Source organism: Exiguobacterium sp. 9-2 (assembly GCF_036287235.1).
Classification (GTDB): Bacteria; Bacillota; Bacilli; order Exiguobacteriales; family Exiguobacteriaceae; genus Exiguobacterium_A.
Genome location: NZ_CP142850.1, coordinates 2,388,392 through 2,407,970, shown reverse-complemented (window position 1 = coordinate 2,407,970; position 19,579 = coordinate 2,388,392). Strand labels below are relative to the sequence as shown.

Below are 19,579 nucleotides of genomic sequence, written 5' to 3'. Positions count from 1 at the left end.
GCGCTGCATCGTCTTTTTTGAATTCAGGAAGGAGAGAACAAAATGGCTCGAACGGAACAACAGCTAAAAGAACTGCTACAACAAAACGAAAGTGTAACACCTACGTTACTCGATGAGTTGCTTCTACATATCGGTTCGACGGATTCTGAGTTGCGGGATGGATTGATCTATCCGCAGTTAGCGACCTACATCTCATCAGAGTCATTTACGATAGAAGAGGCTCATCGACTTTTCGATTTTCTTTTAAGCGGGCATGGATTGATGTACCGAATGGGAACGTCGGATGCAACGGCTGTTTTAACGCGATCGTTTTCAGCTTTGGCACTTGCTGAGCTGTTAGTGATGGATAAAAGCCGGCATGTCTTGACGCAAGATCAACTGGATCGACTATCGAATTACTTACAAACTTATTTGAAGCAAGAAAGAGATGTCCGCGGATTCATTGACGGATTGGGGTGGGCACATAGTATGGCGCATATCGCGGATGTTTATGCGGTCTGGTTTACGCATCCAGCCAGCCGTCCGCAGGAGGAAATCGGAGCGATCGATGCGATGATTCGTCAGTTGACGCGGTCTGATTATCTCTATATTGATGAAGAAGCGGATCGGATGGTAACGGCATGGTTGCAAGCTTGTCGTCATGGACTGTCAGAAGATATCTTATTACAACGAATCGAACGTATTATTAAGGAATGGCTTGAGAGTGACGTGACATGGGGAGATGCGGAATGGACGACGTATCGTAACGTCAAACAGATGCTACAGACACTCTATTTCCGACTGAAATGGGAAAAACAATCGGGTCTTGTCTTGGTTGAAGAGTGGTTGCGACAGGTACATCAGCGAACGCATGGAGGATGAAGCATAGTATACCGGACGTTCCCAGCATCTTCGCTTTCCTCAGGCGGGAAGTAAGCCGCGGCATTTCGCATTCCATGCGATTTGCCGGGTCTTCCTCTTCCCTGACGGAAGCATCTAGCATGCTTCCTTTTCCTGTAGGAGTCGAAGATGCCTAGTTCGTCCTAGATGAACTCAAAAGCGATCGATTCCATTGACGGAAATCGGTCGCTTTTGAGTTCTTTGGATAACAAATGAGTACGTCCTCCTCACATGTCTTCACCCGACTCCTTCAGGAAAAAGCGCGATGTTTTAACTCGCGCTGTCAGAGACGAACAAGACCCGGGTTCGTCATCCGAAGGATGAGGAAGACTGGCTTGTGTCTCGGGTGAGAAGACAGTGAGGTGAATAGTGCGTTACATCGTTCATTTCGCATCATGGCCAAATGATATTACCTAGAAACACCATCCCAGCAAATAAACCAATCATTAAGAAGACAGTAGTTTGTGGTTGGAAACGTTTCTCCCGATAACGTCGAAATAAACGGTCCCCCAATGCCTGTATACAGAATAAGAGACCAATAAAGAGTAGGAAGAATTGCCATCTTTCTAGAACATCGAGAGCATCAATGTAAAATAAAAAAACAATACATAAAGCTATTAATATAGACGTATAAAAGGTACTGTGTGACATATTTATCTCTCCCTTACAGCCGTCGTCTGAAAAGCAAATAAACAGGAGAAAGCATGTGCTTGGTCAAGTAACCGATGCCCCGTCATGACGGCTCCTTCCTTTTGGATGACTGCTTCATCGAGCAACGTCCAGCCACGCTCTTTTGCTAGCTGCAGCAATTCCCACGGCATCATCGTATTTCCCATCGCGACTTCTTCACCGTACAGACGACGGTAAGCAAGTTGACGCGGAGCGGCTGTCGGACCAAGTAGACTGATGACGACAAGTGGGGCAACCCGTTCGATTTCTTGCAGTACTTGAACGGGACGTGTCGACCATTCGAGTGAGTTGACGGCAAGAACGACGTCAAATGCATGATCAGCGAACGGTAACGCTTCGCCCGTCCCGACGATAAACGTCTGCTCGGGTGATTTCTGACGCGCGATTCGAATCATTTCGTTTGAGACATCGAGTCCGACTGTCTGAAAGTCCGGTGTCAGTAGTCGACAGGCGGCACCATCGCCACAACCGAGATCAAGCAACCGACCACCAGTGATCATTTTTCGTAAGAACGGTAAAACGGTTTTGCGGCTGCCGTTCGTCCACATATCATCAGCGCGCTCCGCCCAGTCAGCGGCTTTTTGATTCCATACGTGCTCGGTTTGACTCATTTTCAACCACTCCTTTTTATCAGTCTAACAGGAAAATTTGTCCATTGACTGATTTTTTATTGCTACTGAATCATTATTCATTTATGATGAAGATGTAGAAGAAGCAAACGAAAACCGATTGGCTTCTTTTTTTGTCAGTATAATGAATGGTTGTTCATTCAATTTAAACTCAGGGGGTATATCATGGCGAGTCAAATCGGTCAGCCGACCACAATCCAGTTGACGAAACACATCCAATTCGCCGTCATCATCGGTTCAGGGGTGATGGGTGCAGGCATCGCGGCACATCTTGCGAATGCTGGCATACGGACATTGATGCTTGATATCGTACCAAAAGAACTTACGGCACAAGAAGAGAAGCAGGGCTTGACGCTGAGTGATCCGCGCGTTCGTTCCCGTATCGCGCGCGATAACCGCGAAAAGCTCTTGAAACAAAACCCAGCACCACTCGCGTCTAAGAAATTGATTGATTTCATCGAGATCGGAAACTTAGAAGACGACTTAGAACGTCTGAAAGAAGCAGACTGGATCGTTGAAGTCGTCGTTGAACGACTCGACGTCAAACAGCAATTGTTCGCAACAATCGAACCGTTCATTCGGGAAGACGCGATCGTCAGCTCAAACACATCAGGCATCTCGATCGAAGCGATGCGCGAGGGACGCTCGGAATCGTTCAATCGTCGTTTCCTCGGGACACACTTCTTTAACCCACCACGTTATCTGAAGTTACTCGAGTTGATTCCGACGTCAGACACGGATCCACGTGTCGTCGATTTCATGAAACAATTCGCAGAGGAACGACTCGGGAAAGGTGTCGTCATTGCGAAGGACACACCGAACTTCATCGGCAACCGAATCGGGACATACGGTCTCCTCGTGACGATGGATGAGATGAAAAAAGGTGGCTATTCGATCGGGGAGGTCGATTCCGTCACAGGTCCACTGCTTGGCCGCCCAGGGTCAGCAACGTTCCGGACACTCGACGTCGTCGGCATCGACACATTCGTCCATGTCGCAAACAACGTCTATGACTTGTTGCCGGAAGGCGAAGAGAAGGAGACGTTCGCGGTGCCGGCTGAGATGCGTCGCCTTGTCGAACAAGGAGCGCTTGGTGCGAAGACGGGTCAAGGATTCTATAAGAAAGTCGGAAAACAGATCCTTGAACTCGATCTCGAAACATTCGAGTACGTTGAAAAGAAAGCGCTTACCGAACCGTCGATCGGACAAGCCAAAGCACTTCCGGGCGCAAAAAACAAACTGAAAGCCGTCGTCTTCGCACAAGATCGTGTCGGCGCGTTACTCTGGCCAATCCACGCGAAAACATTGCTCTACTCGGCTCAGCTGACAGGTGAGATCGCAGACGACATCAAAGCGATCGACGAAGCAATGAAATGGGGCTTCGGCTGGAAGATGGGACCGTTCGAGACATGGGACGCACTCGGTGTCGACAAGACGGTTGCGAAGATGAAACAAGACGGTTACGAAGTACCGGCATGGGTCGATGAGATGCTCGCAGCAGGAAAAACGAGTTTCTATGATGCGTCCGGTCGTCATTATGACGTTGCAACGAAAGACTACGTCGGAGCAACGGTCAATCCGAAGGAAATCCGTCTCCGCGACGTCCGGAAGTCAAACGGTGTTCTCCTTGAGAACAATGGGGGGCGCTTGCTTGATATCGGCGATGATGTCGCAGTCCTTGAGTTCACATCGAAGAGCAATGCGATCGGTGTCGACATCATGCAGATGATCGAACAGTCGGTCGATCTCGTTGAGAAAAACCACCGTGGTCTCGTCATCGCGAACGATGGCAAGAACTTCTGTGTCGGTGCGAACCTAGCGATGATGCTGATGGAAGCGGAAGATGAGAACTGGTTCGAACTCGACTGGATCATCAACAAGTTCCAACAATCGATTCAAAAGATTCGTTACGCATCGCGTCCGATCGTCGCTGCTCCACAAGGGATGACGCTTGGTGGCGGTACAGAAATCTCGCTTCCGGCAGCTCGCCTGCAAGCTGGTCTTGAAACGTACATGGGTCTCGTCGAAGTCGGTGTCGGTCTAATTCCAGGAGGCGGCGGAAACGTCAATACGTACCGTCGACTGTTAGAAAACACACCAGACGGACTCGTTAATATCGAGAAAGCAGCACAAAAAACGTTCGAAAACGTCGCGATGGCAAAAGTCTCAAAATCAGCCTTTGAAGCACGCGAACTCGGATATGTCCGCTCCGTTGATCAGATCTCGATGAACCGAGATCACTTGACGTATGATGCGAAACAACTCGTCCTTGAACTGGACCGGACCGGCTACACGGCACCAGCGAAAGCGAAGATTCCAGTCGTCGGTCGTGCTGGTAAAGCGACGCTGGAACTCGCGACACGCGAAATGTTCTACGGCGGCTATATCTCGGAACACGATTTGAAAATCGCTAGTAAACTCGCACACGTCATCGCCGGCGGAAACGTCGCCTTCGGTAGCCACGTCGATGAACAATATATGCTCGACATCGAACGGGAAGCATTCTTGAGCCTGATCGGTGAGATGAAGACACAACAACGGATGCAGCACATGCTCGTTAAAGGCAAGCCGCTTCGTAACTGAGGACTGGGGGGATTCGGATGAAGGAAGCAGTAATCGTCGCCGGTGCACGAACACCGGTCGGAAAAGCAAAAAAGGGCGCATTCAAATCGATGCGCTCGGATGAATTAGCAGGCATCGCCATCCAAGAAACGTTGAAACGGTCCGGTTACACGGGAGCGGTCGATGACGTCATTCTCGGATGTGCCTTACCGGAAGCAGAGCAGGGGATGAACATTGCCCGTTACGCTTCAGTCCTCGGTGGTTTATCCCATGAGGTACCGGCAATAACGATCAACCGGTATTGTTCAAGTGGACTACAATCGATCGCTGACGCGGCGATGAAGATCATGACAGGGCAAGCAACTGCGGTTGTCGCTGGTGGACTTGAATCGATGAGTCAAGTTCCGATGCCAGGTCACGTCGTCCGACCTAATCCGTCGATCGTCGACACGGCACCGGAATACTACATGAGCATGGGGCACACAGCGGAGCAAGTCGCTGCGACCTACAATGTCTCACGGGAAGATCAAGATGCGTTTGCGTTGAAGAGTCACCAAAAAGCAGCGGCAGCTATCGCAGCTGGTAAGTTTGCTGACGAAATCGTCTCGGTAACGGTGACGGAACAATTCGTCAATGATGAACTGAAAATCGAAGAGAAGACATTCATCGTCGAACACGATGAAGGCGTTCGTCCGGATTCGTCACCGGAAGGTCTTGCAAAACTTCGCCCAGCGTTCCGCCTCGGCGGTAGCGTCACAGCAGGGAACTCTTCGCAGACGTCAGACGGTGCGGCTGCTGTCCTCGTCATGGAACGGGAAGAAGCAGAACGCCAAGGGTTACCGATTCTCGGAAAGTTCAAGTCGTTTGCGGTCGGTGGTGTCCGTCCGGAAGTGATGGGAATCGGACCAGTCGTCGCGATTCCGAAAGCACTTGAACTCGCAGGCATCACGCTTGAAGACGTCGGATTGATCGAGTTGAACGAAGCGTTCGCATCGCAGTCACTCGGTGTCATCCGCGAGCTTGGATTAAACGAAGACATCGTCAACGTCAACGGTGGAGCGATCGCCCTCGGTCACCCACTCGGTTGTACAGGAACAAAACTCACATTGACGCTCTTGCATGAAATGAAACGTCGGAATGTCCAGTATGGTGTCGTCTCGATGTGTATCGGTGGCGGAATGGGCGCAGCAGGCGTATTCGAACTAGTTGAAGGAGGAACAGGACAATGAGCCAAACGACAAACGAATTAATCAAAGGTGGCAGTTTCGTATTAGATGAGTTAGCGCCAGAACGTCTCTTCACACCAGAGGATTTCTCGGAAGAACACAAAATGGTCGGTGACATGACAGCGAAGTTCGTCGAAGATCGTGTCGTTCCTGTCCTTGACCGGATCGAAAAACACGAGTTCGAATTATCAGTCGGTCTCCTCCGTGAAGCAGGCGAGCTTGGTCTACTCGGTGCAGACGTTCCGGAAGCATACGGCGGCTATCAGATGGATAAGATTTCGTCTTCAATCATTACGGAAAAGTTCGCACGTGGCCGTTCATTCGCCCTCAGCTACGGCGCACACGTCGGAATCGGTTCGTTGCCGATCGTCTTCTTCGGAAACGAAGAGCAAAAGCAGAAATACCTGCCGAAACTCGCTTCAGGGGAGTGGATTGCTTCGTACGCATTGACGGAGCCGGGCTCTGGTTCGGATGCTCTCGGTGCCAAAACGACAGCTGTCTTGAATGAAGCCGGCACGCACTACATCTTGAACGGTGAAAAACAATGGATCACGAACGCTGGTTTCGCAAGCTTGTTCGTCGTCTACGCAAAAATCGACGGTGACAAGTTCACAGCCTTCCTCGTCGAAGGATCGTATCCAGGTGTCTCGACAGGTGTCGAGGAGCAGAAGATGGGGATCAAAGGGTCATCGACACGGACATTGATCTTACAAGATGCAGAAGTACCAGTCGATAACGTCCTTGGTGAAATTGGACGCGGCCACGTCATCGCCTTCAACATCTTGAACGTCGGTCGTTATAAATTAGCTGTTGGTGCTGTCGGTTCATCGAAACGGGCGATTGATCTCGCAGTCCAGTACTCAAATGAACGTAAGCAGTTCAAAACACCAATCAGCTCGTTCCCATTGATTCAAGAAAAACTCGCGACGATGGCAGCACAGACGTATGCGATGGAAAGCTCAGTCTACCGGACAGGTGGTTTGTTCCAAGATAGTCTTGATCAGCTGTCGGAAGAAGAGAGCAAAGACGGTAAGAAAATCGCCGATGCTATCGCGGAGTATGCGATTGAATGCTCGATGAACAAAGTCTTTGCTTCGGAAACATTTGATTATGTCATCGATGAAGCGGTTCAGATTCACGGTGGTTACGGCTTCATGGCAGAATACGAAGTCGAGAACATGTACCGCGATTCACGGATCAACCGGATCTTTGAAGGAACGAACGAGATCAACCGTCTCCTCGTACCAGGAACATTGCTGAAGAAAGCGATGAAAGGCGAGTTACCATTGCTTGCGGAAGCACAGCGTCTGCAACAAGAAGTGATGAGCTTCATGCCGACAGAAATCGGAACAGCGCCACTCGATCGCGAACGTCACTTACTCGCGATGATGAAGAAAATCTTCTTATTGACTGCCGGAACAGCGGTCCAGAAATACCAGGACAAACTTCAAGGCGAGCAAGAGATCTTAGCGAACACAGCCGACATCATGAGTGCAATCTATGCGCTTGAGTCAGCGATCGTCCGGACGGACAAAGCGATTGCCGATAAAGGCATCGAGAAGAGCGAACTGAAAGTCCGTTATACGGAAGTCTTCGCGCAACAAGCATTCGAAGCTGTCGAGCATGACGCGAAAGAGACTCTCTACGCGGCAGCAAGCGGCGACGAACTCCGGATGTTGCTCTCGGCACTCAAAAAATTCAGCCGTTATCAGCCGATCAACGTCATCGGTACGAAACGCGTCATCGCAAAACGCCTCATCGAATCAAACAAATATACGGTCTAAGTCAGGTTTACCGCTTCGCCTTTGCAGGGAAAATCTCTGTAAAGGCGAAGTTTTTGGTTGAGGAGGGAAAACGAGATGCGCCAAGAATTGGTTGAACTGCAATTTGCGATTGCCTACTATCAATCCCTTGAACGTTTGTCGCCAGAAGAATGGAATCTGCCGCTTGCCCTGAACAAGTGGACTGTCCTTGAGTGCGTCAGCCACCTCTATTTATGGGACCGGTTTTATTATGATCATGCCATCTCGAAGTTACCGGACGAACCGCTGACACTCGTCGAGACGGATTTCGATCAGTTCAATCGATTGGCGGTCGAGTATGCGCATCATATCGATCCGCTTGCCTTACTGAAGAAAGCGATCAGTGTCCGGCGTGATATCGTCGATCACCTCAATCGTCTGTCTGATGAGCAATTTGCGGCGACCTATGAGAATTTCCGACCGCAAGAATTCGTCGAGTCGTTCGTCGCCCATGACGCCCATCATCAAGATCAGATCGACGGGGCGCTCGCACGCTTGAAGCAGAAGTGATCCATCTGCTACTCTTGGAAGTGAGGTGATGAACATGACAACAACAGTCACGATGTACGGCTACCCGAAATGTAGTACGTGCGTCAAAGCAAAAAAAGCACTCGAACAACACGGTGTCGAAGTCGATTACAAACATATCGTCGAGGAGACACCATCTGCTGCAACGATTCAGGAACTTCATCAAAAGAGTGGAGAGCCACTGAAGAAATTCTTCAACACGAGCGGTCAATCGTATCGTTCGCAAGGCATCAAGGACAAACTCCCTGAGTTATCAGAAGACGAGCAATACAAGTTGCTCGCAAGTGACGGCATGTTACTGAAGCGACCGATCGTTACAGACGGAAAAGACGTCACGATCGGCTTCAAGGAAGAAATGTATCAAGGAAAATGGTATTAAGTTCAGAGTCGATTTTGGTATACTGAACACGTTAGTCCAAATTAGTCCACAGGGGGAATCGGAAATGAGTCAAGTAAAAGACAACTTACGCTATTCGGAAGAACATGAATGGGTCGAAGTATCAGGAAACAAGGCGCGTATCGGAATCACGGATTTCGCGCAACACGAACTCGGGGATATCGTCTTCGTCGAATTGCCTGAAGTCGGGGATACGATCTCAGCAAACGAGCCATTCGGTTCAGTCGAGTCGGTCAAGACAGTCTCGGAATTATACGCACCGATCTCTGGTAAAGTCGTTGCTATCAACGAAAACCTTTCGGATTCCCCAGAACTCGTCAACGAGTCACCATTCGAAGGCGCTTGGATGGTCGACATCGAAATCGAAGATGCTTCACAAGTCGAGGCATTGATGGACGCTGCAGCGTACAAATCGATGATCAACGAGTAATACTTAACGAAAAGAGAGTGAACGAGGCGCTTGCGTTTCGTCCGCTCTCTTTTTTTTGTATACTGACGACAGATACCACGAAGAAAGGAGCGACCGTCATGCAAGAAGTCACGACCGTCCCGGAAAACGGGCTATTGTATGTCTATGCACCGATGTGCGGGACATGCGCTATCGCGGAACGAATGCTCGATATCGTCGAAGCGACGGAATCAGGTCAATCGATTCAGAAGGCGAACGGGAATTTCATTCCGGATTTCTTAGAAGAAGCCCGTGTCATGAGTGTTCCTGCGTTGTTGCGAATTGAAGAAAACCAAGTCGTAGAGCGACTTTATGCTTTCCAGTCTGTCCAAAACGTCTTTGCTTTCTGTCAAGAACGGTAAGAAAAGTCCGATTGGATTTTTCTTTTTGTTAAATTGTCGGAATATTTACAATAATCCGTTGACAACGCAGAAATATGAATGGTATATTCATAACAACTTCTAGAAATGCATTATAGGAAGTCTAGCAGAGATGATCGTTCAATACGATTCAAGTCCTGAACCCTTTCTCCCATCCTAAGCCGGTGTATTGTTTCCCCTTAAGTCGTCCCCCAAAGACGAAGCGGTGCAATGAACGGGTGGTGGATCGAAAGGACCGATCAGGAAGTGAACGTAAGCTGGCGATCATGTCGAACAGGCGCCGTCCTCCACGCGGAAGAGCGAACAATTCCGAATGGAGCTGGGTTTTCCTTCGTAGCATTTCTAACCACATTATTCGTGTTGTCGGTTCGCCGGCAACGCCTTTTTTTTGTTTTCTGGAAGTTTTTCGAGCCGGTCGCTTGCCAGGATAGAATCTCCTTGCTACAATGCGAATAAGGAAAATTACTTTAATTCATATCCGATTACTCGGAATTAACTGGTGAGATGGAGGACGACAAGGCATGACAGTACGTTTTATGGATGTTTTCACAGAATGGGCATCAACGTATGACGAGACAGTAACCGGACATGATCCGGAGTATAAAGAGGTTTTTCGTCGATACGATGAGATTTTGGATACAGTTGCGGATAAAGCGCAGTCGCCGGTCATTGAATTCGGAGCAGGCACAGGGAACCTGACACAACGTCTTCTGGCACGTCACGACGCCGTACTCGCCGTCGAACCAAGTCCGGAGATGCGGGCAATCCTGACGGAAAAGATTCCGTCACTTGATGTACAAGACGGTCACTTCCTCTCGTTCGAGGCGAAGGAAGCACGCAGTTTTGTTTCGACGTATGCGTTTCATCATCTAACAGATGAGGAAAAGGGAGAAGCAATCGAACTGATGGCATCACATTTACCGGCAGACGGAAAAATCGTCTACGCGGATACGATGTTCGTCTCAGAAGAGGCACGCCTGCAAACGATCCGTGAAGCACGTGCTCAAGGGTTTGATGCGTTAGCGGAAGATCTCGAACGCGAGTTTTACCCGTTGATTCCAGTCATGGAAGAATTGTTTACATCACGAGGATTCACTGTTAAATTTATACAATACAATCACTTCGTCTGGCTCGTAGAAGCCGAGAAAATGGGGGAATAAATCATGGCACTTCAAAAAATGAACGTCGAAAGCTTTAACCTGGATCATACGAAAGTCAAAGCACCTTACATCCGCGTCGCAGGATATAAAGAAGGTAAAGTGGACCAAGTCGTCAAATACGATATCCGTTTCACACAACCAAACGTTGAGCAAATGCCGATGCGTGCGATGCACACACTCGAGCACTTACTTGCTGAAAACATCCGTAACTACTCGGATGATGTCATCGATGTCTCGCCGATGGGATGCCAAACAGGTTTCTATATGGCGATGATGAACTTCGACTCGGTCGAAAAAATGAGCGAACTCGTTGAGAAGACGTTGAAAGACGTCCTCGCAGCAGAAGAGATTCCAGCGCAAAACGAAGTCCAATGTGGATTTGCGAGCGCACATGACCTCAAAGGAGCGAAGCACTATGCCGAGAAAATGCTTGCCGGTCGTGATGAATGGGACATCGTCTTCGGATGATCGCGAACAACGTCCGCGACCTCGTCGGAAACACACCACTCTACGAGATCACTTCATTCGATTTGCCTGCTGGTACGCGCATTTTGGCGAAGCTCGAATGGATGAACCCTGGGGGCAGCGTCAAAGACCGCCTTGGCATTCAACTCGTTGATGCAGCAATCGAAAACGGACATGTGACACCAGGCGGTACGATCATCGAGCCGACAGCCGGGAATACCGGCATCGGCTTGGCGCTCGCCGCTAAAAAATACGATCTCCAAGTCATCTGTGTCGTTCCGGAAAAATTCAGTCAGGAAAAGCAGACGTTGATGCGGGCACTCGGCGCAACCGTCGTCAACACGCCGACTGAACTCGATATGCAAGGGGCCATCGACCGGGCAAAAGAACTCGGTCAGGAAATTCCGAATAGTTACGTTCCGTTACAATTCGAAAACGAAGAGAACCCAGTCACGTATCAGCGGACACTCGGTCCTGAGCTGATTGCGGACTTACCGCATATCGACTGGTTCGTTGCCGGTTGTGGTTCAGGTGGTACGTTCGCCGGAACAGCGGACTTCTTAAAACAACGTCTCGGTACAAAAGCAGCAATCGTCGAACCGGAAGGCTCCGTCTTGAACGGTGGTCCAGCCGGTCCGCATAAGACAGAAGGTATCGGTACAGCGAAATGGCCAAGCCTCGTTCCGCGTGAACTCGTTGATGAGATTCATACGATTTCTGACCGTGATGCATTTGACGCGGTTCATACACTCGCTGCTCGCGAAGGATTACTCGTCGGTAGCTCAGCAGGGGCAGCGCTCGTTGCTGCGCTTGATATCGCAAAGCGTCACCCCGGCAGTACGATCGTCACCGTCTTCGCAGACAGTGCCGAACGCTATTTAAGCCAACAAATCTTTGAAAAGGTGGACGAAACTCATGCGTAAGAAGACAGCATTGATTCATGGAGGAACAGGTGTCGATCGGGCAACAGGAGCCGTTACACCACCAATCTATCAAACAAGCACATACAAGCAAGATAAAATCGGTCAACTTAAGGACGGATACGAATACTCACGGACAGCGAACCCGACACGGACGAGCATCGAACGATTGATTGCGGATCTTGAAGGCGGCGCACGTGGTTTTGCCTTCGGTTCTGGGATGGCAGCGATTCATGCCGTCTTCCACTTGCTTGAGTCTGGCGACCACATCGTCATGACAGATGATGTCTACGGTGGTACGTTCCGCTTGATGCAACGCGTCTTACCGAAGTTCAACATTCAAGTGACATTCGTCGATACGACGGACCTTGCAGCAACGGAAGCAGCGATCCAAGACAACACGAAGATCGTCTACGTCGAAACACCGACGAACCCGTTGTTGAAAGTAACGGACATCGCAGCGATCGCAACGATCGCCAAACGTCACGATCTTAAACTCGTCGTCGACAACACGTTCGCGACACCATATCATCAACAACCACTCGCGCTCGGTGCAGACATCGTCTTGCACAGTGCGACGAAATACATCGGCGGACACTCGGACGTCGTCGCTGGACTTGTCGTCGTCAAAGATGATGCGCTCGGCGAAGAGATGCACTTCATCCAAAACTCGACAGGCGGCGTGCTTGGACCGCAAGACAGCTTCTTGCTCGTCCGTGGTCTTCGTACACTCGGTATCCGGATGGATGCGATCGAAGAGACAGCCCATGATCTCGTTGCGTTCTTGCAAGCGCAAGACATCGTCTCGAACATCTTCTACCCAGGACTTGCATCGCATCCTGGTCACGACATCCAAGCGAAACAAGCGACTGGATTTGGTGGGATGATCAGCTTTGATGTCGGTTCAGCAGCGAACGCAGAAAAACTCGTCGAGGCGACACATTTCTTCACACTTGCTGAGAGTCTTGGTGCCGTCGAGAGCCTGATTTCCGTTCCGGCACGGATGACGCACGCGTCGATCCCAGCAGAACGTCGCGCAGAACTCGGCATCACGGACGGTCTCGTCCGGATTTCAGTTGGACTTGAGGATGCGGAAGATTTGAAAGAAGACTTAACGCGTGCTTTCACGTTCCTCGAAAAAGTTTCTGAAAAAACTGTTTGACAACAAAAATAACCCCTGCTAATATTCAGAATATATTCTACAAACTTAATACCGAAACTCTTATCGAGAGTGGTGGAGGGACTGGCCCGATGAAACCCGGCAACCGCGGATCTGATCCGAAGTGGTGCTAATTCCAGCAGACAAAAGTCTGGGAGATGAGAGCAAATGGTTTTGTGTACTGAAAAGTGCGCGCGTTTGCTCTAAAACGCGCGCACTTTTTTTATTTTAGGAGGGACAGTTGTGATTCGTTTACAAGACGTAGGAAAGATTTATCGCTCAAAGCGCGGAGCGGTCGAAGCCGTCGCGAATGTCGATCTGACAATCGAGCGCGGTGAAATTTTTGGAATAATCGGTTATTCCGGAGCAGGGAAATCGACCTTGATCCGATTGCTGAATATGCTTGAGGCACCGACGAGTGGTTCGATCCAAATCGATGGTGTCGAAATGACATCGCTGAAACCTAGAGAATTACGGGGCGTCCGCAAGAATGTCTCGATGGTCTTCCAGCACTTCAACTTACTTTGGTCACGAACAGTTGAAGAGAACATCATGTTCCCACTCGAACTTGGTGGCTTTCCGAAGGCACGCCGCAAGGAACGGGTCGCGGAACTGATCCAACTCGTTGGTTTGGATGGACGCGAAAAAGCCTATCCGTCGCAATTATCCGGTGGTCAAAAGCAACGTGTCGGTATCGCTCGGGCACTGGCATCGAACCCGGACGTTCTCTTATGTGACGAGGCAACAAGTGCACTCGATCCGAAAACAACGGACTCGATTCTTGAGTTACTCGTCGACATCAATGAAAAATTGAAACTGACGATCGTCTTGATCACACACGAGATGCACGTCATTCAAAAAATCTGTCACCGGGTCGCCGTCATGGAGGCCGGTAAAATCGTCGAACAAGGACCGGTCGCAGAAGTCTTCCGTCATCCGAAGCAAGCGATGACGAAGGAATTCGTCAAACAATTGACGTCGCCATCGGAAAACGAGTTGACGTTCGCGAAACTCCGCGAACGCTACCCAACCGGAAAAATCGTTCAGTTGACATTCGTCGGATCGACGGCGGAAAGTCCGATCCTCGCGGAAGTCATGAAGGATTCACCCGTCCTGTTCAATATCATCGGCGGAAACGTCGGTCAATCACAGGAAGGGGCGCTCGGTACGCTGTTCATTCAGTTAATCGGGGAAACAGAAGCAACACAAGCGGTCATCACGAAGCTTCAAGCCAGTGATGTTGAAGTGGAGGTGGATCACCGATGATTTCATTCTTTGACAACCTAGACTGGGACATGGTGTGGGAAGCGACAGGCAGTACGATCTATATGACGGCAGTCGCTGGTCTTTCGACATTCGTTCTCGGTTTGATCATTGGTTTATTATTGTTTGCGACAAATGAAGAATTGTTGTTCAAAAATCGGGCGTTTTATTCGATCTTGAGCTTGATCGTTAACGTCTTCCGTTCGATTCCGTTCATCATCTTACTGATCTTATTGATTCCATTTACGAAAGCAGTCGTCGGTTCGTTCCTCGGACCAACAGCAGCATTACCGGCACTGATTTTAGGAGCCGCACCGTTCTACGGTCGGATGGTTGAACTCGCACTTCGCGAAGTCGATAAAGGTGTCATCGAGGCAGCTGAATCGATGGGCGCGACGAAGTTCCAAATCATCTACAAAGTCTTAATCCCAGAAGCATTGCCTGCTATCGTTTCTGGTATCACGGTTACACTCGTTGCACTTGTCGGTTACACGGCAATGGCCGGAGTAGTCGGCGGAGGTGGACTCGGGGACATGGCCTTCATCGAAGGATTCCAGCGTTCTCAAAACGATGTCATCGTCATTGCGACACTCTTAATCTTAGCAATCGTCTTCGTCATCCAAATCATTGGGGACTTACTGATCCGAGCAATCGATAAACGTTAATTCAAATTTTATTCATATTGGAGGAATCATTCATGAAAGTTTGGAAAAAATTCGTAGGTACTGCCGCTGTATCCGTTTTAGCAATCAGTCTTGCTGCTTGTGGCGAAAAATCATCAGGAAGCGACAACAAGACACTCGTCATCGGTGCTTCAAACGTACCGCACGCTGAGATTCTCGAGCACGTTAAAAAGGAATATGAAGCAAAAGGCTACAAACTTGAAATCAAGAAGTTCCAAGATTATGTGCTTCCGAACAAAGCGCTCGCTGAAAAAGAACTCGACGCGAACTACTTCCAGCATGTGCCGTATCTCGAGCAACAAGAGAAAGAAAACAAATCGTATAAGTTTGCGAACGCAGGTGGCGTCCACGTTGAACCACTCGGTATCTATTCGAAGAAATACAAGTCACTCGATAAGTTGCCAAACGGTGCAACGATCTTAACGAGCTCAAACGTCGCGGAACGCGGTCGAGTCTTGACGTTCCTTCAAAACGAAGGATTAATCAAACTCAAAGACGGTAAAACGACAGACGCGCAACTCGGTGACATCGCGGAGAACCCGAAGAAACTCAAGTTCAAGACGAACATCGAAGCATCGCTTCTTCCGCAAGCTTACAAAAACAATGAAGGCGACGCAGTCCTCATCAACACGAACTATGCGATCGATAACGGTTTGAACCCGTTGAAAGACGCGATCGCGTCAGAAGATGAGTCTTCACCATACGTCAACATCATCGTTACACGTGATGGTGATGAAAAAGACAAGCGTGTCACAGCACTTCTTGACGTTCTACACGAAAAGAAAAACCAAGATTGGATTCTCGACAAGTACAAAGGTGCGGTCGTTCCAGTCAGCAAATAAGTTCACCGAAGCCGGCATCCTTCCTATATAATGGAAGGATGCTTTTCATTTGTCTGAAACAGGGGTTAGGGGGAATCATATGCAACGCATACGTCAACTGCATCCGTTGACACTCGGGGTCTTGTTCGGGACGTTTTTCTCACGTCTCGGAACGTTCATTACGATGCCGTTTTTCGCTATCTACATGACGACCGTTCTGAAGTTTGATCCGGTCGATGTCGGCTGGGTTCTCAGTATTTCGGCGATCGCCAGTCTCGTTATGAGTTTCATCGGCGGTACATTGTCGGACCGGTATGGTCGCCGGGCGATGATGCTTGCCGGAACGATCGGGTTCGCGATCGTCTTCATCGCACTCGCGCAAGTCGAGACGTTCTGGGCATTCTTCATCCTCAGTGCCTTGAACGGAGTCTGTCGTTCGATTTTCGAACCATCCGCTCGTGCCTTGATCAGTGATACGACGGACGAAGCAAATCGGTTATTCGTCTTCAACATTCGTTACGCGATGATCAACATCGCAGCTGCGATCGGACCAGGAATTGCCTTACTGCTGAGTGCGGGGAATACGTCCGCAACGTTTTACATCACGGCGTTCGTCTATATGGCATACGGGGTGATGATTGGATTCTTATTTAAACGTCATCCAATCACTGAGACACATGGTGGCAAGAAGGTCTCATTCGGAGCGACGGTTCGTCTGTTGCGGACGGATATCGCCTTTACGCTGGCACTCGCCGGCATCATCTTCGGGGTCTTCGGCTACAGTCAGTTCAATTCGACCTTGCCGCAATTCTTGACGGAGACGTCACTCCTTGAAGGCGGGAAGACACTCTATGCGATCTTAATCACGATCAATGCGATCACCGTCTTGATCGTGCAGTATCCGATCATGAAGTTCGGCGTCAAGACGTCACCGCTCGTTTCGATCACGACCGGGATTGCGACTGTTGCGATCGGACTGTTCGTCATGGGGAATGCAAACGCGATCTGGTGGATGATCGTCGCGATGTTCATCTTCACGTGCGGGGAAGTGATGATGTTCACGATGACCGACATCTTGACTGATCGCTTTGCGAAGCCGGAATTAAGGGGCAGTTATTTCGGGGCAATGGGCTTGACGTCGATCGGACAATCAATCGGTCCAATTGCCGGCGGACATTTATTAAGTTTATATGGAGCGGACCGTCCGTTACCGATTTTCGGGATTTTAGCGGGCTTGACATTATTCGGAATACCACTGCTCCTACTGTCACAACGGATTCATCGGACTTCGACGATCGAGGAACTGGAGGAACCGGTGAAACTTTCGAATGATTCTCAACAAAACGCATGATTTTGAGAAAAAACAACGAGCGATGACGCTTGAATAATACGCCATGTTTCTTTAAGATTAGAATGATACTAAATTAGTAACGCTCGTGTTCTGAATCGTCAGTCACGAAATGAATAGATGGAGGGATTCTAACATGAAGGCTTCACACTTGAAGATTGAAGATCTACACGTCGCGATCGACGGCAAGGAAATCTTGAAAGGCGTCAACTTGGAAATCAAAGGCGGGGAAATCCACGCGGTCATGGGACCAAACGGGACAGGTAAATCAACACTCGCATCAGCATTGATGGGTCACCCATCGTACGAAGTGACATCTGGTTCAGTCACACTCGACGGCGAAGACGTCCTCGACATGGAAGTCGATGAACGCGCACAAGCAGGTATGTTCCTCGCAATGCAGTACCCAAGCGAAATCAGTGGTGTTACGAACTCAGACTTCCTTCGTTCAGCGATCAACTCGCGTCGTGAAGAAGGCGATGAAATCTCACTCATGAAATTCATCCGTGAACTTGATTCACAAATGGGTCTTCTCGAGATGCCTTCAGAAATGGCACACCGTTACCTCAACGAAGGTTTCTCTGGTGGAGAAAAGAAACGTAACGAAATTCTTCAGATGATGATGCTTAAACCAGCAATCGCGATTCTCGATGAAATCGATTCAGGTCTTGATATCGATGCACTTAAAGTCGTTGCAAAAGGTGTCAACGAAATGCGTTCACCTGAATTCGGCTGCTTGATCATCACGCACTATCAACGTCTCTTGAACTATATCGAGCCAGACTTCATCCACATCATGATGGGCGGAAAAATCGTCATGTCTGGCGGTAAAGAACTCGCACACCGTCTCGAAGCAGAAGGTTATGACTGGGTTAAAAAAGAACTCGGCATCGAAGACGTCGAAATCGAAACAAAAGCGTAAGACGAGGGAGGAAGCATGATGACTGTAGAACTGAATCTTGCAGTAAATCGCGAGGCAGTGGCAGAACGTGCGACTCGCTTAGGGGAACCATCTTGGATGGTCGCAAAGCGTCAAGACGCGCTTGATCTTGCCCCAACGCTCGCATTGCCAAAAGTAGAAAAAATCAAGATCGAAGGCTGGAACTTCACAGAAGGTACGACGGAACTTGAAACCGTCACTGGTCTTTCTTCAGATATCGAAGCATTGATCGGCGAAAACCGTGATCACATGCTCGTCACGCGTAACGGACAACTCGTCCACGCGCAAAACAGTGAAGCGGCGAACGGCGTCATCTTCACGACGCTCGAAGACGCATTAAAACAACACCCGGAACTCGTCGAGAAGTACTTCATGACTGAAGGTGTTCAAGTCAACGAAGATCGTCTTGCGGCATTAAACGCAGCACTTCGTAACGGCGGTACGTTCCTTTATGTACCAAAAGGCGTCAAGCTGTCTGTACCGATGCAAGCAATCTATACGCTTGAGCAATCAGGCGCTGCCCTTTACCATCACGCAATCATCGTTGCAGATGCTGACAGCGAATTGACGTATATCGAAAACTTCGTCTCTTACGGTGACGAAGCGCATAACGTCAACGTCGTCACAGAAGTATTCGTCGAAGACAACGCAAAAGTTCTCTTTGGTGGTGTAGATACACTATCTAAGGGTGCCATCACGTATATGAACCGTCGCGGTGTCGTCAAACAAGGCGCGAAGCTCGAATGGGCACTCGGTCACATGAATGACGGTCACACGGTCACAGAAACAAAAACACACCTCGTCGGAAACGATTCGTTCTCAGATACGAAAGCCGTTACGGTCGGTCGTGGAGAGCAAAAACAAAACTTCAACGTCCGTACGGACCATTTCGGTAAAGGATCAGAAGGTTTCATCTTGATCCACGGTGTCCAAAAAGACGCAGCAACATCAATCTTCAACGGAACGTCGATGATCCATCACGGCGCTTCGAAATCAAACGGCGTTCAAACGGAACGTGTCCTCATGTTGTCGGAAAAGGCACGTGGGGATGCAAACCCAATCCTCTTAATCGATGAGGATGACGTCATGGCAGGACACGCGGCATCTGTCGGTCGTGTCGATGAACTACAACTCTACTACTTGATGAGCCGTGGTCTTTCACGGAAGGAAGCAGAACGCCTCGTCGTTCACGGATTCCTCCAGCCAGTCGTCTCGGAACTTGCGATTGACTCGGTGAAAGAACGTCTCGTTCAAGTCATCGAAGGGAAAGTAAACTAAT

Annotated in this window: 19 protein-coding genes and 1 riboswitch; of the genes, 18 read left to right on the top strand and 1 reads right to left on the bottom strand. The window is 49.4% G+C overall.

The genetic code is table 11. The annotated features are described in order from the left end of the window. Positions 1 to 42: 42 nt before the first annotated feature. Positions 43 to 861 carry a DUF2785 domain-containing protein gene (locus VJ374_RS12635; RefSeq protein ID WP_329468944.1) on the top strand — a complete coding sequence of 273 codons (819 nt, stop codon included), beginning with the start codon at positions 43 to 45 and terminating at the stop codon, positions 859 to 861. Positions 862 to 1,532: 671 nt separating this feature from the next. Here VJ374_RS12635 and VJ374_RS12630 read toward each other — a convergent pair. Further along, positions 1,533 to 2,180 (bottom strand): class I SAM-dependent methyltransferase, encoded by a 648-nt coding sequence (locus tag VJ374_RS12630; protein ID WP_329468942.1) that lies wholly within the window; start codon positions 2,178 to 2,180, stop codon positions 1,533 to 1,535. A 183-nt stretch (positions 2,181 to 2,363) separates the two neighbouring features. Here VJ374_RS12630 and VJ374_RS12625 point away from each other — a divergent pair, with 183 nt between their 5' ends. The 17 genes from VJ374_RS12625 (at position 2,364) to sufD (ending at position 19,578) form a co-directional block, all read left to right on the top strand. Continuing rightward, positions 2,364 to 4,781: a 3-hydroxyacyl-CoA dehydrogenase/enoyl-CoA hydratase family protein gene (locus VJ374_RS12625; RefSeq protein ID WP_329468941.1), complete on the top strand. Its 2,418-nt coding sequence runs from the start codon at positions 2,364 to 2,366 to the stop codon at positions 4,779 to 4,781. Between the two features lie 17 nt (positions 4,782 to 4,798). Then, positions 4,799 to 5,989, top strand: a complete 1,191-nt coding sequence (locus VJ374_RS12620; RefSeq protein WP_329468939.1) for an acetyl-CoA C-acetyltransferase — start codon at positions 4,799 to 4,801, stop codon at positions 5,987 to 5,989. After that, on the top strand, positions 5,986 to 7,770 hold the full coding sequence (locus VJ374_RS12615) for an acyl-CoA dehydrogenase family protein (RefSeq protein WP_329468937.1): 1,785 nt from the start codon (positions 5,986 to 5,988) through the stop codon (positions 7,768 to 7,770). Before VJ374_RS12620 ends, VJ374_RS12615 begins: the two co-directional genes overlap by 4 nt. A gap of 75 nt (positions 7,771 to 7,845) precedes the next feature. Continuing rightward, on the top strand, positions 7,846 to 8,298 hold the full coding sequence (locus VJ374_RS12610) for a DinB family protein (protein WP_308101877.1): 453 nt from the start codon (positions 7,846 to 7,848) through the stop codon (positions 8,296 to 8,298). A gap of 34 nt (positions 8,299 to 8,332) precedes the next feature. Beyond that, entirely contained in the window at positions 8,333 to 8,695 is a 363-nt protein-coding gene (locus tag VJ374_RS12605) for an arsenate reductase family protein (RefSeq protein ID WP_290752257.1), read from the top strand. Between the two features lie 64 nt (positions 8,696 to 8,759). Beyond that, the gene (gcvH, locus tag VJ374_RS12600; RefSeq protein ID WP_029342437.1) at positions 8,760 to 9,143 is read left to right on the top strand and encodes a glycine cleavage system protein GcvH; all 384 of its coding nucleotides are present in this window, start codon (positions 8,760 to 8,762) and stop codon (positions 9,141 to 9,143) included. Between the two features lie 98 nt (positions 9,144 to 9,241). Further along, entirely contained in the window at positions 9,242 to 9,523 is a 282-nt protein-coding gene (locus VJ374_RS12595) for a thioredoxin family protein (protein WP_023469167.1), read from the top strand. Positions 9,524 to 10,062: 539 nt separating this feature from the next. Further along, positions 10,063 to 10,701, top strand: a complete 639-nt coding sequence (locus VJ374_RS12590) for a class I SAM-dependent methyltransferase (protein ID WP_290774097.1) — start codon at positions 10,063 to 10,065, stop codon at positions 10,699 to 10,701. Positions 10,702 to 10,704: 3 nt separating this feature from the next. Further along, positions 10,705 to 11,169 carry an S-ribosylhomocysteine lyase gene (locus VJ374_RS12585; RefSeq protein ID WP_023469165.1) on the top strand — a complete coding sequence of 155 codons (465 nt, stop codon included), beginning with the start codon at positions 10,705 to 10,707 and terminating at the stop codon, positions 11,167 to 11,169. Further along, on the top strand, positions 11,166 to 12,089 hold the full coding sequence (locus VJ374_RS12580) for a PLP-dependent cysteine synthase family protein (RefSeq protein WP_023469164.1): 924 nt from the start codon (positions 11,166 to 11,168) through the stop codon (positions 12,087 to 12,089). The genes VJ374_RS12585 and VJ374_RS12580 overlap by 4 nt, the downstream gene beginning before the upstream one ends. Continuing rightward, positions 12,082 to 13,248 carry a bifunctional cystathionine gamma-lyase/homocysteine desulfhydrase gene (locus VJ374_RS12575; RefSeq protein WP_290752251.1) on the top strand — a complete coding sequence of 389 codons (1,167 nt, stop codon included), beginning with the start codon at positions 12,082 to 12,084 and terminating at the stop codon, positions 13,246 to 13,248. The genes VJ374_RS12580 and VJ374_RS12575 overlap by 8 nt, the downstream gene beginning before the upstream one ends. 57 nt (positions 13,249 to 13,305) lie before the next feature. Then, positions 13,306 to 13,410: riboswitch (SAM riboswitch) on the top strand. A gap of 78 nt (positions 13,411 to 13,488) precedes the next feature. Beyond that, positions 13,489 to 14,511, top strand: coding sequence for a methionine ABC transporter ATP-binding protein (locus VJ374_RS12570; RefSeq protein WP_308101875.1), 1,023 nt, complete (start codon positions 13,489 to 13,491; stop codon positions 14,509 to 14,511). Further along, positions 14,508 to 15,173 carry a methionine ABC transporter permease gene (locus VJ374_RS12565; protein WP_035406001.1) on the top strand — a complete coding sequence of 222 codons (666 nt, stop codon included), beginning with the start codon at positions 14,508 to 14,510 and terminating at the stop codon, positions 15,171 to 15,173. The genes VJ374_RS12570 and VJ374_RS12565 overlap by 4 nt, the downstream gene beginning before the upstream one ends. A gap of 32 nt (positions 15,174 to 15,205) precedes the next feature. After that, positions 15,206 to 16,033, top strand: coding sequence for a MetQ/NlpA family ABC transporter substrate-binding protein (locus tag VJ374_RS12560; protein WP_308101874.1), 828 nt, complete (start codon positions 15,206 to 15,208; stop codon positions 16,031 to 16,033). 79 nt (positions 16,034 to 16,112) lie between these two features. Further along, a complete protein-coding gene (locus VJ374_RS12555; RefSeq protein ID WP_290752244.1) occupies positions 16,113 to 17,363 on the top strand; it encodes an MDR family MFS transporter in 1,251 nt (416 codons plus the stop codon). A gap of 133 nt (positions 17,364 to 17,496) precedes the next feature. Then, positions 17,497 to 18,282 (top strand): Fe-S cluster assembly ATPase SufC, encoded by a 786-nt coding sequence (gene sufC, locus VJ374_RS12550; RefSeq protein WP_023469158.1) that lies wholly within the window; start codon positions 17,497 to 17,499, stop codon positions 18,280 to 18,282. A gap of 18 nt (positions 18,283 to 18,300) precedes the next feature. Further along, entirely contained in the window at positions 18,301 to 19,578 is a 1,278-nt protein-coding gene (gene sufD / locus VJ374_RS12545; protein WP_023469157.1) for a Fe-S cluster assembly protein SufD, read from the top strand. Position 19,579 lies beyond the last annotated feature (1 nt).

Bases quoted from the DNA above. Each gene is read 5' to 3' on its own strand.
- VJ374_RS12635 (WP_329468944.1), top strand. From the start codon at position 43: ATGGCTCGAACGGAACAACAGCTAAAAGAACTGCTACAACAAAACGAA.
- VJ374_RS12630 (WP_329468942.1), bottom strand. From the start codon at position 2,180: ATGAGTCAAACCGAGCACGTATGGAATCAAAAAGCCGCTGACTGGGCG.
- VJ374_RS12625 (WP_329468941.1), top strand. From the start codon at position 2,364: ATGGCGAGTCAAATCGGTCAGCCGACCACAATCCAGTTGACGAAACAC.
- VJ374_RS12620 (WP_329468939.1), top strand. From the start codon at position 4,799: ATGAAGGAAGCAGTAATCGTCGCCGGTGCACGAACACCGGTCGGAAAA.
- VJ374_RS12615 (WP_329468937.1), top strand. From the start codon at position 5,986: ATGAGCCAAACGACAAACGAATTAATCAAAGGTGGCAGTTTCGTATTA.
- VJ374_RS12610 (WP_308101877.1), top strand. From the start codon at position 7,846: ATGCGCCAAGAATTGGTTGAACTGCAATTTGCGATTGCCTACTATCAA.
- VJ374_RS12605 (WP_290752257.1), top strand. From the start codon at position 8,333: ATGACAACAACAGTCACGATGTACGGCTACCCGAAATGTAGTACGTGC.
- gcvH (WP_029342437.1), top strand. From the start codon at position 8,760: ATGAGTCAAGTAAAAGACAACTTACGCTATTCGGAAGAACATGAATGG.
- VJ374_RS12595 (WP_023469167.1), top strand. From the start codon at position 9,242: ATGCAAGAAGTCACGACCGTCCCGGAAAACGGGCTATTGTATGTCTAT.
- VJ374_RS12590 (WP_290774097.1), top strand. From the start codon at position 10,063: ATGACAGTACGTTTTATGGATGTTTTCACAGAATGGGCATCAACGTAT.
- VJ374_RS12585 (WP_023469165.1), top strand. From the start codon at position 10,705: ATGGCACTTCAAAAAATGAACGTCGAAAGCTTTAACCTGGATCATACG.
- VJ374_RS12580 (WP_023469164.1), top strand. From the start codon at position 11,166: ATGATCGCGAACAACGTCCGCGACCTCGTCGGAAACACACCACTCTAC.
- VJ374_RS12575 (WP_290752251.1), top strand. From the start codon at position 12,082: ATGCGTAAGAAGACAGCATTGATTCATGGAGGAACAGGTGTCGATCGG.
- VJ374_RS12565 (WP_035406001.1), top strand. From the start codon at position 14,508: ATGATTTCATTCTTTGACAACCTAGACTGGGACATGGTGTGGGAAGCG.
- VJ374_RS12560 (WP_308101874.1), top strand. From the start codon at position 15,206: ATGAAAGTTTGGAAAAAATTCGTAGGTACTGCCGCTGTATCCGTTTTA.
- VJ374_RS12555 (WP_290752244.1), top strand. From the start codon at position 16,113: ATGCAACGCATACGTCAACTGCATCCGTTGACACTCGGGGTCTTGTTC.
- sufC (WP_023469158.1), top strand. From the start codon at position 17,497: ATGAAGGCTTCACACTTGAAGATTGAAGATCTACACGTCGCGATCGAC.
- sufD (WP_023469157.1), top strand. From the start codon at position 18,301: ATGACTGTAGAACTGAATCTTGCAGTAAATCGCGAGGCAGTGGCAGAA.